18 protein-coding genes and 2 pseudogenes are annotated in these 14,172 nt (G+C 52.3%); 19 read left to right on the top strand and 1 reads right to left on the bottom strand.

What is annotated here, in order from left to right:
* The 19 genes and pseudogenes from D1841_RS14705 to D1841_RS14615 all read left to right on the top strand — a co-directional run.
* Nucleotides 1–510: pseudogene (locus D1841_RS14705) on the top strand (hypothetical protein); the annotation flags it as partial.
* Nucleotides 507–848 (top strand): annotated as a pseudogene (locus D1841_RS14700) (hypothetical protein); the annotation flags it as partial. The pseudogenes D1841_RS14705 and D1841_RS14700, both read left to right, overlap by 4 nt.
* A gap of 148 nt (nucleotides 849–996) precedes the next feature.
* Entirely contained in the window at nucleotides 997–1,902 is a 906-nt protein-coding gene (locus tag D1841_RS14695) for a DNA adenine methylase (RefSeq protein WP_160644251.1), read from the top strand.
* Between the two features lie 12 nt (nucleotides 1,903–1,914).
* Nucleotides 1,915–2,166 carry a hypothetical protein gene (locus tag D1841_RS14690; protein ID WP_160644248.1) on the top strand — a complete coding sequence of 84 codons (252 nt, stop codon included), beginning with the start codon at nucleotides 1,915–1,917 and terminating at the stop codon, nucleotides 2,164–2,166.
* Entirely contained in the window at nucleotides 2,163–2,513 is a 351-nt protein-coding gene (locus tag D1841_RS14685) for an AbrB/MazE/SpoVT family DNA-binding domain-containing protein (protein WP_201751339.1), read from the top strand. The genes D1841_RS14690 and D1841_RS14685 overlap by 4 nt, the downstream gene beginning before the upstream one ends.
* On the top strand, nucleotides 2,488–3,363 hold the full coding sequence (locus D1841_RS14680; RefSeq protein WP_160644246.1) for a YodL domain-containing protein: 876 nt from the start codon (nucleotides 2,488–2,490) through the stop codon (nucleotides 3,361–3,363). The genes D1841_RS14685 and D1841_RS14680 overlap by 26 nt, the downstream gene beginning before the upstream one ends.
* A gap of 171 nt (nucleotides 3,364–3,534) precedes the next feature.
* Nucleotides 3,535–4,329, top strand: a complete 795-nt coding sequence (locus tag D1841_RS18745; RefSeq protein ID WP_201751338.1) for a hypothetical protein — start codon at nucleotides 3,535–3,537, stop codon at nucleotides 4,327–4,329.
* An 85-nt stretch (nucleotides 4,330–4,414) separates the two neighbouring features.
* Nucleotides 4,415–4,849 (top strand): hypothetical protein, encoded by a 435-nt coding sequence (locus D1841_RS14670; RefSeq protein ID WP_160644244.1) that lies wholly within the window; start codon nucleotides 4,415–4,417, stop codon nucleotides 4,847–4,849.
* Nucleotides 4,807–5,217 carry a DUF6329 domain-containing protein gene (locus tag D1841_RS14665; RefSeq protein WP_160644242.1) on the top strand — a complete coding sequence of 137 codons (411 nt, stop codon included), beginning with the start codon at nucleotides 4,807–4,809 and terminating at the stop codon, nucleotides 5,215–5,217. The genes D1841_RS14670 and D1841_RS14665 overlap by 43 nt, the downstream gene beginning before the upstream one ends.
* 7 nt (nucleotides 5,218–5,224) lie before the next feature.
* Complete coding sequence (locus tag D1841_RS14660; RefSeq protein ID WP_160644240.1) at nucleotides 5,225–6,094, top strand: phosphoadenosine phosphosulfate reductase family protein; 870 nt, start codon at nucleotides 5,225–5,227, stop codon at nucleotides 6,092–6,094.
* Nucleotides 6,094–6,366 carry a DUF6103 family protein gene (locus D1841_RS14655; protein WP_160644238.1) on the top strand — a complete coding sequence of 91 codons (273 nt, stop codon included), beginning with the start codon at nucleotides 6,094–6,096 and terminating at the stop codon, nucleotides 6,364–6,366. Before D1841_RS14660 ends, D1841_RS14655 begins: the two co-directional genes overlap by 1 nt.
* Nucleotides 6,363–7,382 carry an amidoligase family protein gene (locus D1841_RS14650; protein WP_256376701.1) on the top strand — a complete coding sequence of 340 codons (1,020 nt, stop codon included), beginning with the start codon at nucleotides 6,363–6,365 and terminating at the stop codon, nucleotides 7,380–7,382. The genes D1841_RS14655 and D1841_RS14650 overlap by 4 nt, the downstream gene beginning before the upstream one ends.
* Before the next feature lie 13 nt (nucleotides 7,383–7,395).
* Nucleotides 7,396–7,998, top strand: coding sequence for a gamma-glutamylcyclotransferase family protein (locus D1841_RS14645; RefSeq protein WP_160644236.1), 603 nt, complete (start codon nucleotides 7,396–7,398; stop codon nucleotides 7,996–7,998).
* Between the two features lie 12 nt (nucleotides 7,999–8,010).
* The gene (locus tag D1841_RS14640) at nucleotides 8,011–8,403 is read left to right on the top strand and encodes a hypothetical protein (protein ID WP_160644234.1); all 393 of its coding nucleotides are present in this window, start codon (nucleotides 8,011–8,013) and stop codon (nucleotides 8,401–8,403) included.
* Between the two features lie 426 nt (nucleotides 8,404–8,829).
* Nucleotides 8,830–9,234 (top strand): hypothetical protein, encoded by a 405-nt coding sequence (locus tag D1841_RS14635; protein ID WP_160644232.1) that lies wholly within the window; start codon nucleotides 8,830–8,832, stop codon nucleotides 9,232–9,234.
* Complete coding sequence (gene mobP3 / locus D1841_RS14630) at nucleotides 9,222–10,559, top strand: MobP3 family relaxase (protein ID WP_160644230.1); 1,338 nt, start codon at nucleotides 9,222–9,224, stop codon at nucleotides 10,557–10,559. The genes D1841_RS14635 and mobP3 overlap by 13 nt, the downstream gene beginning before the upstream one ends.
* A gap of 63 nt (nucleotides 10,560–10,622) precedes the next feature.
* On the top strand, nucleotides 10,623–11,540 hold the full coding sequence (locus tag D1841_RS14625) for a DUF3991 and TOPRIM domain-containing protein (protein ID WP_160644228.1): 918 nt from the start codon (nucleotides 10,623–10,625) through the stop codon (nucleotides 11,538–11,540).
* A complete protein-coding gene (locus tag D1841_RS14620) occupies nucleotides 11,519–13,411 on the top strand; it encodes a VirD4-like conjugal transfer protein, CD1115 family (RefSeq protein ID WP_160644226.1) in 1,893 nt (630 codons plus the stop codon). Before D1841_RS14625 ends, D1841_RS14620 begins: the two co-directional genes overlap by 22 nt.
* Nucleotides 13,398–13,658, top strand: coding sequence for a helix-turn-helix domain-containing protein (locus D1841_RS14615; protein ID WP_160644224.1), 261 nt, complete (start codon nucleotides 13,398–13,400; stop codon nucleotides 13,656–13,658). The genes D1841_RS14620 and D1841_RS14615 overlap by 14 nt, the downstream gene beginning before the upstream one ends.
* A 188-nt stretch (nucleotides 13,659–13,846) precedes the next feature.
* Here the strand turns inward: D1841_RS14615 and D1841_RS14610 are convergent.
* Nucleotides 13,847–14,172: transposase (locus D1841_RS14610; protein ID WP_161880099.1), on the bottom strand; the 326-nt coding region annotated here is incomplete at its 5' end.

Here is a 14,172-nt window from a genome sequence, read left to right as displayed (position 1 = left end):
ACCTTTAACGGCAAGAAAGAGAATTACGACCTGTCCCATATTCCCGAAAAGGCAGAGCAGGCGTTCCTGCGGGTGCGCCCCGATATCGACTCGGCAGCATGGGAGCTGGGCAAGAAAGCCTTTCAGAACCAGCAGCGATGGGGCTTCACCACCTGGTACGGATTTTGTACCAATCAGTGGGGTACCAAGTGGAACGCCTACGGTTACGACAATGGTGTCCAGTTTGACGGCAAGTCCCTGCGTTTTTTGACAGCATGGGCGCCGCCAACACCCATCATGACAAAGCTGGCTCAGATGTACCCTGATTTGGACTTTACCCATAAGTGGGCAGACGAGGACATCGGGTACAACTGCGGCGAGGTGGAATACCACAACGGTGTGCCGGACGGCGAATTCTTCCCCGTTGGGCAGGAAGCCGTCGACTATGCCAACAGCCTGTGGGGTAACGATGGGCTGGAGGAAGATGAGGAAATAGAAGAAAGTGAGGATATGGGAGGGCCAAAGTTATGAGTATCAAGCATATTACCACCGAAAACCTGCGCCATATGGGTAATACAGAGGGGCTTATCCTCCAGGGCTGCGGCGGCGATTTGCAGGAATGGGTGGACGGAATAAATGAAATGCTGACCGAGGAAGGTATCCTGCGGAACGGTAGCAAGTTCAGCGAATGTTCGTCTTTCGAGCATGATGGGCTCACCTGCCTGCTGTTCCCTTTCAAGGGCGTGGACGCAGACATTGGTCGGTTGGCAATCTGGCGGCTGAAAACCCACGATGCCTTTGGGGGAACTTGGTTGTCGGACTATGTGCCGAACCGTCTGGGTGGCTTTGAAAACAGCCCACTGGAGGAGTCCGCAGAAACCGAGGAGATGGATGGCGGGATGTCCATGAAATAAAAAAATCACAATTCTAGGCCGGTATCAATCGTTCAGGAAGCGATTGGTACCGGCTTTTTTGCTTTCTGGACGGTTTTCCGGCATGGAAAAGAGATGATGAAGTATCAAATCGCCGGTATCGTGGGTAGGCAATAAAGCGCCTATCCTCCCCATCATTTACAGCCTGTTCCCCTTGGAATATGGTAGGTTCGTAGAGGTGTTCGGCGGCTCCGGGAGTGTGCTGCTTGGAAAGCCCCTTGACTCTTTCGAGGTGTACAATGACTTCGACCGAAACCTTACGAATCTGTTCCACTGCATGAAAGAACGGACTATGGCCACCATCCGGGAGCTGGGTTTTTGCAATCTAAACTCCCGCGCCGACTTCCAGGCCATCAAGAAATTTTTTCAGCATGAGCAGTTCGATGACAGATTCCTGGAAGAAGAAATAGAGCTAACGGAGATACTGTTCCCACCACCAGAGGCGGAGGAATTGCAGGCCATCCGTCAGCGCATTACGAAAGATTACGATGTGCGCCGGGCGGCTATGTATCTGAAGCTGCTCCGTTATAGCTACTCCAGCGGCAAAAAATCTTTTGCGTCTCAGCCATTCGATCTGCGGCGGCTGTTCAGCTTGATTCAGCAGCTTGAAAGCAGACTGGCAAATGTTGTGGTGGAAAATCAGGATTTTGAAACCCTCATCCACCATTATGACCGGCCCGACACATTCTTTTATCTAGACCCGCCGTACTTCTCCACGGAGGATATGTACGCGGTAGAGTTCGCCTGGGCCGACCATGTGCGCCTGCGGGACACGGCAGCAAATATACAGGGCAGGTTCTTGCTCTCTTACAACGACTGCCCAGAAATCAGGGGCTTGTATGAGGGATTTCCTGTGTTCGATTTCACCAGGGTACACTCCATGGCCCAGAGGTATGAAGCCGGGAAAGAATTCAAGGAACTGCTCATCGGGAATTATGACCTGTTCGAGCGGGAAAAGGCCAAGCCAGCGCAAATGAAATTTGAAATATAGGAAGTGGTTGTTTTGAAAAATGAACAATTTATTCTGGTGTCCGTCCCTCTGGATATGTTCCTGGAGGCTGGCATCAACACCGAAAGTATCATCCAGGTGAGTGCCCGTGAGGGCAAGATCATCATCGACACGCCGGATACCACGGAGGATTATGTCTGCGACCGTGACTGTGATAACTGCCCTCTGAACGCTGTCCCCTGTGAGTTCAACTGCGAGAATTGTCCATGTGAGGCCAACTGCGACGGAAGGGGGCTGGACGAATGAACAGGAAACTGCTGCGCATTTTGGGCAAACGAGGGCGCATCACCATCCCCTATGAAATCAGGCAGCGGGTGGGCTTTGAGTATAACGACGTACTGTCCTTCACGGAGTCCAGTGATGGCCGCTCGGTGATCGTCCGCAGGGAAAAGCTCTGCGACAACTGCCAAGGAAAGACTGTACGGGCCATGACGGACGACCGCGCCATGCTGTTGGAACTGCTGGACTCCCTGCCCGCGGAACTGCAAAAGGCGGCGTTTGTGCAGCTTTCGGAGAGCCTGGGCAGGCTGCCACGCCGGGAAACTCAGAGAAAGAGAGGTGCTATGCTTGCAGATCAGGATATTCCAAATTAGCCCGGAACATGACAAAGAGCGTCTGCGGTTTGCCGGATTGGATGAACTTGAAAAATTGCATGGAAACACCAATATCGATTCCAGTATCTATGAAGAAGTATTTCGTGGAGATTTGGAATGCGCCGACCCGGAAGAAATTTTCGATATTTTTAACACGTCCTCCAACAATTCCCGGATCCAAACAGTAGGGCATCCGCTGTTTCGTGGACACTCTATGTCTGTGTCCGACATTGTCGTGATAGAGGGCGGCGCACCACTCCTGGAAGGTGTCATCCGATTTTATTCTGCATCCGGTTCCTGTACTACTGCCAGCTACAGTGACCCGGATTTATTTGCCGCCGATCTGGAAAAGGCCCATGCAAACAACCTGGAATTTCAAGCGAACGATTATCGCGGCAGAAACATTCCAATTATCGAAAGCGGGGCATATTTTTGTGACAGGGTCGGGTTTCCTAAAGTAGATTTTGACCCTGCTTTAGCTAACAAGCCGGAAAATCTTATGCAAATCGTCTACGTGGAACCGGGTAAACCACCTATCGTCAATGAGGTGCGCAACGACCTGGATTCCATGCAGCGGGCTGTGGGCGATCTCCTTGAACCTATCTACAACCGGGACGGCACAGTCCTTGTTGTGAACGAGCAGGGCAAGCTGCTGGGGCTTGACTGCAACCGTCGTGTAGGTGATGATGTGATTGTCGGGCCGTTCTTTGTGGTAGGCGATAACGGCGAAGAATTCCGTTCCCTGACGGATGCAGAGGTTGAGCGGTATATGGATTGCTTCGCCCAGCCGGAGGAAATCATCCAAAAGGAAGTAGAGGAAAGCTCTGGGTTTACCTTTATTTCCATGTGATGGGAGGTGTTATGAACTGAAAAATAATTGTACGCTTATCCGCGCTCCGCCCAGATCGTATGGAATTTCTGGCTGAATCTTTGTTGCATATTTATTCGGAATTGGTCTGGACTTTTCAGAAGTTTATGGTATCCTTGTGGTCAAGAAAAACTCCAAGAAAGGATGAACTCCATGAAAAAAATCTTGACCGCCCTTATAACTGCTGCCCTGCTCATAAGCAGCGCCGGATGTCAGATGACACAGTCCCAGGCCACACAACCGGCACCGGAACCCACGCCCCAGGCACTCGTCCTAAACGTGACGCCACCTGCTGAACAGCACATTGACGTAGGTACCGCCATAGAGCAGATTACGGCTGGTCTAAAGATAAAGGCAAGTACGGCAGAGAAGGAAAAAGAGCCTGCGCAGGCCGAAAAGACAGACGAAAAAGTTACTCCCACCGCCAAGCAGGATAAGGCGCAGGAACTCACGAAAAAGCAGGCGGTACAGCAGGATAAGCCCACTACCGAACCGAAAGCTGTGGCCACTACCCCTGCCCCGGAGACCCGGGACTCAGATACCGGCTACCTTATCGTCAAAGTCAAGGCTACCCCCACCCCTCCACCGGCGGCTACGTCCGCACCGACACCTGTTCCCACCCCGGAGCCGCCAGCCCCTACACCGGAACCTCCGGCCCCCACTCCCGCACCCGTGGAGCCCGTACCAGAACCAGTACCCAGCTTCGATATCGGCTACTGGATAGGCTACGCGCAAAGCTGCGCACAAGGCTTGGGCCTGCGGCTGGAGAGCAGCGCCGTGGACTGCTGGGACAACCCCATCGGGGCCGGGCCGCACAGCACCTGCCTGGAGAGGGACATCAGCAGCCGGATGAATAGATATGCAAGCGACCCGGATATCACCGACGTCTGGATCTGGTATGAATCCATCGGAGAGAACAGCTACAACATTTATATCGGGTACGCATAAAGAACAAAACAGAATACTAACGCCAAGCGCACTGTGAATCACGGTGCGCTTTTTTGTTGCCCAAATGGGCAGAAAAGGAGAGAATATGACATCTACTGTAAAGCGGAAAAGCATGGCGCTGGTCATGGCCTTGCTCATGTGCTTTTCCATGTTCGTCAGCTTTGGAACTACGGCCCAGGCCGCTGGGGAGCGCTCGGAAATCTATATGGTTTCCTTCCCCCGCGACGCGGAGGCCAACAAAAATAGCTGGGATCGTGACAACCTCCAGTTCATGAACGGCTGGTATATGGAGGCTTACGATATGTTTGCCACCTTCGCTGTCGGCTCCTATGATGGCAAGGTGGCGTACTGTATTGAGCCGGGTACGCCCATCGACAACGGCCACACGTTCACGGCGAAAGATGAAACCTTTTGGGATAATTATCCGTCCTCGCTCAACAAGACCATAGACGCAGATACTATCAAGTCGCTGATGGGATGCTGGTGCTTTGTGAGGGGATTGATGATGGCATCCTTGTAAATTCCGAGGGCTTTGCCTACGCTCGGTACTCCGCCTACCTGTCGGGCGCCCGGACATTATCCCTTATGAACCGCTATCCTTCCCTGCGAGATTTCTGTGTGCAGATGGATGGCTTAGTGGAGAAATACGTCCAGCAGGCATTGGCCGGGCAGGAAGATGGGAAGTTTTGTATCTCCTATAGCGACATCGACGTGGAAGTTGAGAAAGGCATATTTAATGAGGATTTGAGCGCCTTCGACTGGCGGCTGTTTCTGGATATGCTCTCGGAGCGCCCGGAGTTTGACGAGGTGGAGAATACTCCCAACGAAATATATTTCACCATCGCCCCGGAGTTTGTGGAGGAACAGACTCCGGGGATATCTATGTGATGTCACCATGCTGGTAGAGGAAACGCTCTTCGGCACCCATGACAAGGTACAGATCGCCATCGACCGGCTCCGTACCTTTGAGCCAACCGAGGGTTACTATCTGGCATTCAGCGGCGGCAAGGACAGCCAAGCCGTGTATCATCTGTGCCGGGAGGCTGGGGTGAAATTCGACGCCCACTACAGCCTGACTACTGTTGACCCGCCAGAAGTCATCTATTTTATGAGGGAGCATTACCCTGATGTTGCCGTGGAGCATCCCGGCATTACCATGTGGGATTTGATTGTGAAAAAAGGTATGCCACCGACCCGTATAGTTCGCTACTGCTGCGACCGGCTCAAGGAGCGGGGCGGCCAAGGTCGCTTTGTGATTACAGGTGTCCGGTGGGCGGAAAGTTCTCGTCGCAAAAACGAGTGGGGTGTGCTGGAGCTGAACAGCCACAGCAGTGCGCGGGTCAAGCTGATGAACGACAACGACGAGGCCCGCCGTCTGGTGGAGTCCTGCGTGATGAAAAGTATGCACACCCTCAATCCCATCATCGACTGGCTGGAGGAAGATGTGTGGGAGTACCTCAATTCCAGAGGTGTCCCCCACTGCTGCCTCTATGACGAGGGGTACTCCCGGATCGGCTGCATTGGGTGTCCCCTTGCCGGGGCCAAGCAGATGCGCAAGGAGTTCGCCAGGTACCCGAAATATGAGCAGGCGTACCTGCTCGCCTTTGACCGTATGCTGCAGGCCCGGATCGACAACGGCAAACCCTATATCAAGTGGCGCTGTGGTCAGGACGTTATGGATTGGTGGCTTAGCGAGAGCAGCCGTTCATCGCCTGAAAACCAAATGACTTTTGAAGATATCCAGACAGAAGGAGTTGATTTGTAATGAAGAAAGATTCTATTACCATTCCCTATGACGAGGAAAAGCTGGCCGCCCTGCGGCTGTACTTGGAGCAGAAAGGCCAATCCGTTGAGCAGGAAATGGTCTCTGCCGTGGATGCGCTCTACGCCAAAGCCGTCCCCGGCAATGTCCGGGAGTTTCTGGATCTGCGCTCCGGCATGGAGCCGAAGCCTGCGGAGAAACGCAAGCGTCCCCGCCCTGCGGCAGAACCGGAACCCAGCCCTGCTCCCCTCCCGGAAAGCCGTGATAGCTTTTGAGAACGCAAAAATTCGGTATTGAAATTGAGATGACCGGCATCACTCGCGCGGCTGCGGCCCAGGTGATTGCCGGTCATTTTGGTACCAGCGCTATTCATGTGGGCGGCAGTTACGACACCTACACGGTGCGGGACGGCGAGAGCCGCCAGTGGAAAGTGGTGTCGGATTCCTCCATTCGCAGAGAGTCCCGGCGCGGCGAATCCCGCAATGCGGCCTATGCTGTGGAGTTCGTTTCTCCCATATGCAAGTACGATGACATCGGAACCATCCAGGAGCTTATCCGCAAGCTGCGCACGGCTGGGGCCAAGGTCAACGCCTCTTGCGGAATCCATGTGCACATCGATGCCTCGCCCCATAACGTGAAAACCCTGCGCAACATTGTCAATATTATGGCGGCGAAGGAGGACTTGCTCTACAAGACCCTCAAGGTGAACGTCAACCGGGAGCATTACTGTGCCAAAGCAGATACCAGATTCCTGGATGAACTAAACGCCAAGCGGCCCTCGTCCATGGCTGACTTCGAGCATATCTGGTATAACGGGCCGTCCGGCAGATACGAGCACTATGACGAGAGCCGGTATCATGGGCTCAATTTACACTCAGTATTCTCTAAGGGGACGATAGAATTTCGGCTCTTTAATTCCACGCTCCACGCAGGTGAGATAAAGTCATATATCCAGCTTTGCATGGCGATCAGCCACCAGGCGCTGGTGCAGAAATCTGCCTCCAGAATCAAGACCCAGAGCAGTAATGAGAAGTACACCTTCCGGGTATGGTTGCTGCGGCTGGGGCTGATCGGCGACGAGTTCAAGACGGCCCGCCACCATCTGCTGAAGAATCTGGACGGCAATATTGCCTGGAAAGACCCGGCCCAGGCAGAGGCTCAGAAACAGCGGTTGGCTGAGAAACGGCTGGCAGAGTCCGTTGCCCAGGCCATGGAGCAAGCCCCTGCGCCGACAATTCCGGAGGGAGATGAAGCGCAGAACGAATCAGAAGAACCGCGAATGACTATGTGAAAGGGTGAGAAAATTGGCTAAAAAATTATATGTTGCCTATGGCAGCAACCTTAATAAAAAGCAAATGCAGTATCGCTGTCCCACGGCAAAATATGTTGGTGTCGGCGAATTGCAAGGGTATGAATTGCAGTTCAAGGGCCGGGAGCGCTCGGCTTTTGCTACCATAGGCCGCATGGATGGGGCCTCGGTTCCCGTGGGGCTGTGGGAAATCCAGGCCAGGGACGAGCGGTCGCTGGATATGTATGAGGGCTTTCCCAGCCACTATTTCAAGCGGGATGTGCAGGTGAAGATGGGCGGCCGGGAGGTCAGCGCCATGGTGTATATCATGAACCCGCGCATGAATTTCAACCTCCCCTCGCCCAGCTACTACGCCACGGTGCATCAAGGGTACAAGGATTGTGGGCTAGACACTGCCGCCTTGGAACAGGCTTTGCAGAGCAGCACCCAGCGATATTATGATTCTGCCGTACAGTATGAGCAGCAGTCCCTTTTTGATTATGACGAGGAGGAGCCAGAAGAAGATGAGGATATAGAGGATGAGGAAGAAGATGAGTGGGAGGATGTGGAGGACGATGAGGACGAAGATGAGGAATATGACTTCCACTTTCGTATGTGAGGGGGCGGCAGTGTGAATCGGACAAAGGAATTGAAACGCACCCTCGGCAACGAGTATGTGTACCGGCGGCTTATGAGTGACCGGGAAGTGTCCCGCCTGCGGCGGCAGACTCCCCAGCACCTGGAAGATACCGTTGCAGCCAGCCTGACCGTGGGTTGTATGAAGATAAATGCTGTGTTGTTCCAGTCAGATACTTCTCTGCGGCTGGGGTACGACGTGTACGTCAAGGACTCTCCCGGCTCTTCCGAGTGGGTTTGCTTTGACAGCCCCAGCGACCCTGCCAGCCTGAAAGAGCAGGATATGCTGGCGGTTCTGGACAGGATAGTCGCGGAGAACGGCCTATCCTATACCGAGTGCTGCTTTGAGCGGTTGGAGGGCATTATGCCCCCGGACAAGAAAGTCTGACGAGGTTTGCCAGCACGTCCCTGCCTGTCGGCCCCTGTGTGGCCCTATGTCGGGGCTTACAGGGCTGGGTCGAGAAAACACTCGGCTCTGCCCCCACGCGGGCCGTGTTGGGGCAGCATGTAGCTGGTTTGGACAAGCCCCAGAATCGCAGGTTTTGGAGGCGGTTTCGGCAAGGTCAGAAAAGAAACTTTCGACTGGGTCGAAAGTTAAGCGGGAGAAAGCGAGGTGGGTTGCGCTGCACCCACCTCACGGTTCACTGCGCCCGGCAATGCCGGTCGCGTCGGGAGTTTTCGGGCTTTCAGATGTGCATTTTGAAGGGTGGGTTGCTGATAAGGTTGTCAGCAAAATGGGTGGGTTGTAGTGCGGAAAAAGGCCAGTAAAACGACGTTTTGAGTACGGTTGCGAAATTTAGAAGGAGGTGAAGTCATGCCTGCGCCAAAAGGGAAAAAGAAGTTTCTGCTTTGGGCGTACCCAAGCACATTGGAGCTCGTAAAAAATAATTATAGGAAGGACAAGAGCAAGAGTCAGTCCGAGTTTATCGACCGGGCAATCTGCTATTACGTTGGCCACGTCACGGCTGACGAAGATACTTCGTATCTTCCCAACGCGCTCCTCTCCAACATGAAAAGCATCGTGGCTGAGAGCGACAACCGTCACAACAAAATGATTTTCAAGCTGGCGGTGGAACTGGCCATGCTCATGAATGTGGTTGCCGCCAGCAATGAGATCGACGAGATTTCTCTGGCCCGTCTGCGCGGGGAATGCGTCCAGGAGGTAAAACGACTCAACGGCAATTTCAGTTTTGAGGATGCGGTGGAGTGGCAAAGTTAGTTACGAAGTTTAAGTTCCTGAAACCGGGTGCGCGCCAAGGGCGTGGTGGGTACGCAAAGTATATTGCTACCCGTGATGGTGTCGAAAAAATAGATGACACCAAAAAGTTTGCTCCCGCCACTTGGAATCAGAAACAGCTCATCAAGAAAATTCTGCGTGACTTTCCAGATAGCAGGGAAATGTTGGAATATGAGGATTACCAGCAGAAACAGACAGTAGAATCTGCCTCTGAGTTCATCTCCCGCGCCATAGAGGACAATGCCGCTGTCGCTTTGAATGCTAAAACGTATGCGGATTATATTGCCACCCGGCCCCGCGCCGAGAGATTCGGTTCTCATGGTTTGTTTACAGATGATGGTGTGCAGGTGAATCTTTCAGAGGTGTCGCGGGAGCTCAACGAATACGGCGGCAATGTGTGGACGGCAATTATATCTCTGCGCCGGGAGGATGCAGAGCGGCTCGGCTTCGATAATGGTTCCCGCTGGCGGGATATGCTGCGCACTCAGACCCAAGCGCTCTCCGAAAACTTGCGCATCCCTATTGGGCACTTGAAGTGGTTTGCGGCTTTCCACAACGAGGGGCATCATCCTCATGTGCATTTGATTGCGTACTCCACAGTAGAAAGCGAGGGGTACCTTACCAAGCAGGGTGTGCAGAAATTGCGCTCCTCTTTTGCGAAAGATATCTTCGCTCAAGATTTACTGTGCATTTATGAAAAGCAGACAGAGCATAGAAACCGGCTGCGCTCCGAGAGCAAAGATGTACTGTCTGAAATCGTTTCACAGATAAATACTGGCGGGTATTCTGATCCCCATTTAGAGGAACTGCTAGTGCAGCTTGCCCGGCGTTTGTCCCGCACCAAGGGAAAAACGGTATATGGGTATCTCAAGGCCGATGTGAAAGCACTCATTGATTCCATCGTCGATGAAATTGCAAAAGACAATCGTATTTCCATGCTTTATGATTTGTGGTATGAGCAGAGGGAAAATGTGCTGCGCACCTATAACAGCAATCTGCCGGAGCGGGTACCATTGTCACAGAACAAAGAATTCAAATCTCTAAAAAACGCCATCATCCAGGAGGCTATGAATCTGGTGCTAGATAACCAGCGCCAGTCAGTGGCGGCAGATGATGCAGAACCACAGCACAGGTATTCTCCCACAGCGGGCAGTGCTGATATCGGGATGAATGCATTGCGCTTGCTACAGCAGACCAGCCAGATTCTCCAAAATGAACTGCAGCCTATCTACCAGGATAGAAGTGTCGACCGTAAACTGCGCCGGAAAATCAACGAGAAAAAGCAGGCGCAAGGTTTGCGGCAATAACAAAAATACTGTGAGAAATGCTCTGCGCCATTTGGTGCGGGACATTTCTCAGAAAGGAGTTTCATGTCTGGATATATCCCTTTTACAGACGAACAGAAAGAAAAAGCAAGGCGTACCGACCTAGCATGCCTGCTCCGCAGCCAAGGTGAAACCTTGCGCAAGTCCGGCTCAGAATTGGAATGGCTGAACGGTTCCCAGAAAGTCACCATCCGAGGAAACCTGTGGTTCCACCAGTATGAGCAGGTGGGCGGCGATTCCATCGACTTCGTAAGAAAATTCTACCACAAATCTTACCCGGAAGCAATGGAATATTTGCTGGGCCGGAGTGATGGTATGCTTTCCGTTATGCCGCCTGCGCAAAAGGCACCGTCCAAGTTCGAACTGCCTCCTGCCAACGACAATATGCGGCGGGTATTTGCCTATCTGTTGAGCAAACGAGGTATTGACAAGGATGTGTTGTATGCTTTCGTTCACAAGAAGATGATTTACGAATCCGCACCGTACCACAACGTGGTGTTCGTTGGCTTTGATAAATACGGCATCCCTCGTCACGCAAATAAGCGGGGAACCAGTTCTGCGTCCACCTACAAAGGCAATGCTGTGGGAAGTGTACCAGAGTACAGTTTTCACTGGAATGGTAGGAGTGACCGCCTCTATTTGTTCGAGGCCCCCATCGATATGCTCTCATTCATCTCTATGAACAAGAACGGCTGGCACAATCACAGCTATGCGGCGGCTTGTTCTGTTTCAGACAAGGTGCTCTTTCAATGTATACAAGATAATCCGAACATTAAGAATGTGTCCATTTGCTTTGACAGCGATGAGGCGGGCCAACTTGCCGCGCAAAGAATTACTGCTAAGTTCGTTATGCAAGGCATAGACTCAGAAATCCTCGTGCCGGTCAATAAGGACTGGAACGAGGATTTGCTATGTGGCGAGGGATTGGAGGTTGAGGAATCATGCCAAATATTGCGCCGTTGATTTTTGTGGCTGCGCTCATGTTCTGCGTTCTCAGCGGGGTGACGTTGCTGGCGCATATCTACAACCTCAATAATATCAAGGCAAAGACGGTTGGCGACGGGCAGCACGGTACGGCTCGGTGGGCAACGAAAGCAGAGATAAGAAAAGTGTACCAGCACGTCCCATTTACGCCGGAACGCTGGAGAGAGCAGGCTGCTCATGGTCAGGAACCTACGCTGGAAAATGGGCAGGCACTCCCCCAAGGCATTGTTATGGGATGTACCGGCAGAAAAGAAACTGTTGCCATGGTGGACACCGGCGACGTTCACACGATGATGATCGGTGCGGCTGGTGTTGGGAAAACCGCTTATTGGCTGTATCCCTGCATTGAGTACGCCTGTGCATCCGGCATGAGCTGGTTATCAAGCGATACAAAGGGGGACCTGGCACGAAATTATGGCGCCATTGCAGAAAGATACGGCTACCATGTTTCGGTAATCGACCTGCGCAATCCCACCCGCTCCCACGGTAACAACCTGCTCCACCTGGTAAACAAATATATGGATGCCTATCTTGAATACCCCGACCAGCTGGCATACAAGGCAAAGGCTGAAAAGTACGCAAAAATCATTGCCAAGACCATCATCCTGTCCGGTATGGACGGCGCGTCCTTTGGTGACAACGCATATTTCTATGATGCAGCCGAGGGCCTTTTGACTGCAACAATTCTTCTGGTGGCTGAGTTCTGTGAACCGCAAAAACGGCACATCGTATCCGTGTTCAAAATCATTCAGGAATTGCTGGCCCCTTCTCAGCAGAAAGGGCAGAACCAGTTCCAGCAGCTCATGGCTATGCTCCCCAACGACCATAAGGCCAAATGGTTTGCCGGAGCCGCGCTGAATACCTCCAAAGAATCTATGGCCAGTGTGATGGGTACCGCATTGTCTCGCTTGAATTCGTTCCTCGACAGCGAATTAGAGCAAATTTTATGCTTTGATACGGAAATAGACGCAGAAAGATTTTGCAATGAAAAGTGCGCCGTGTTCGTTATCTTACCCGAGGAAAATCCCAATTCGTTTTTTATGATTTCGCTCATAATCCAGCAGCTCTATCGGGAGATTCTGTCTGTAGCTGATGAAAACGGCGGCAAGCTGAAGAATCGATGTGTATTCTTCGCTGACGAATTTGGCACCATTCCAAAGATTGAGTCCGCTGAAATGATGTTCTCTGCCTCCCGCTCCCGCCGCTTGCAAATTGTACCGATTATTCAGTCCTTTGCACAGCTAGAGAAGAACTATAGCAAAGAGGGTGCAGAGATTATCGTAGATAATTTGCAGGATATCATCTTCGGCGGTTTTGCACCCAACAGCAGCTCTGCCGAGGTGCTGTCCAAGGCCCTGGGCAGCCGCACAGTGATGTCTGGCTCAGTGTCCAGGAGCAAGAACGACCCCAGCCAGTCTTTGCAGATGATAGAGCGGCCTCTCATGACGCCGGACGAGTTGAAGTCTATGCCCAAGGGACAATTCATCGTGATGAAAACCGGTTTCTACCCCATGAAAGTCAGGCTAAAGCTGTATTTCGATTGGGGCATCCAGTTTGACGAGCAGTACGCCGTCCCAGAGAACGGCAACCGCAAGGTAGCCTATGCGGAGAAGAACGAGCTGCTCCAAGCCATTGTGCTTAAGTACCACCCGGATTGGCTTAAGGATGATGATACACCGCCAGAGGATACGCCTGCTGGTGGGCCGGAGCAGGGCGCGCCCTCTCAGAAAAAGCATAAGCGTCCGCCGCAGAAGAAAAGGCTGGACGATGGCAAGGGAAAGCCTTTCAAGGCGGTTGCCCCACGCAACCGGGAATTTGAATCAGAGGTAAAGCAGGATGGGCCGGTTTGATTTCCTCTACAAGATGGACTTGCAGCACAGGGCCGTGACGGTTTATATTTATCTGGCAGACCGGGCGAACAGGGCTGGCGAGTGTTGGCCTGCTATTCCTACCATTGCCAGAGAACTGAAACTATCTCAGTCAACAGTGCGCCGGGCTTTGCAGGATTTACGAAAAGTGGAACTGCTGGAAACAGAGCAGCGCTACCGAGTTAAGGGTGGAAAAAGCAGCTTGCTTTTTCGGCTGAAAAAGATATGATGGAAAAAACCTGCCGCCAAGGGGGCTATTGCGCCCTCTTGGTGGCAGGTGCCTCCTGTCATGGTGGTAGGTGTAATGAACATGACAGTTTAAGAATATTACAACAGGAAAGGAAAGGTAGATTTCAGCTAGCATTGATGACAGCACCTATGACTGTTTAGATGGATACTAAATAGTGTCTACATGAGTTAAGCACGAATAGCAGCCCAAATAGCGATACAACAGACGTGTACCGCAGCGATAAAGGCATCAGAGGTCTTAGCATAACGAGTAGCAATACCTCTCCAACGTTTCAGGGTAAGAAAGCAGTTTTCTACCAAATGACGCAGCTTCTTATAGAGATATTTATCATAGTCACGCTGTTCTTTGCGATTTCTCTTGGGCGGGATCACAGGTTCCATCCCAGCTGAAACCGCATAGGCCAGGATATCATTTGTGTCATAGCCCCGGTCTGCCAGCAAGATCTCCGCAGAAATACCCTCTATCAGGTGGACAGCTTCTTTGCAATCCGCTC

Origin of the sequence: Neglectibacter sp. X4 (genome assembly GCF_009917365.1) — a bacterium.
Classification (GTDB): domain Bacteria; phylum Bacillota; class Clostridia; order Oscillospirales; family Acutalibacteraceae; genus Acutalibacter.
This window is presented reverse-complemented; position numbering and strand designations above follow the sequence as displayed.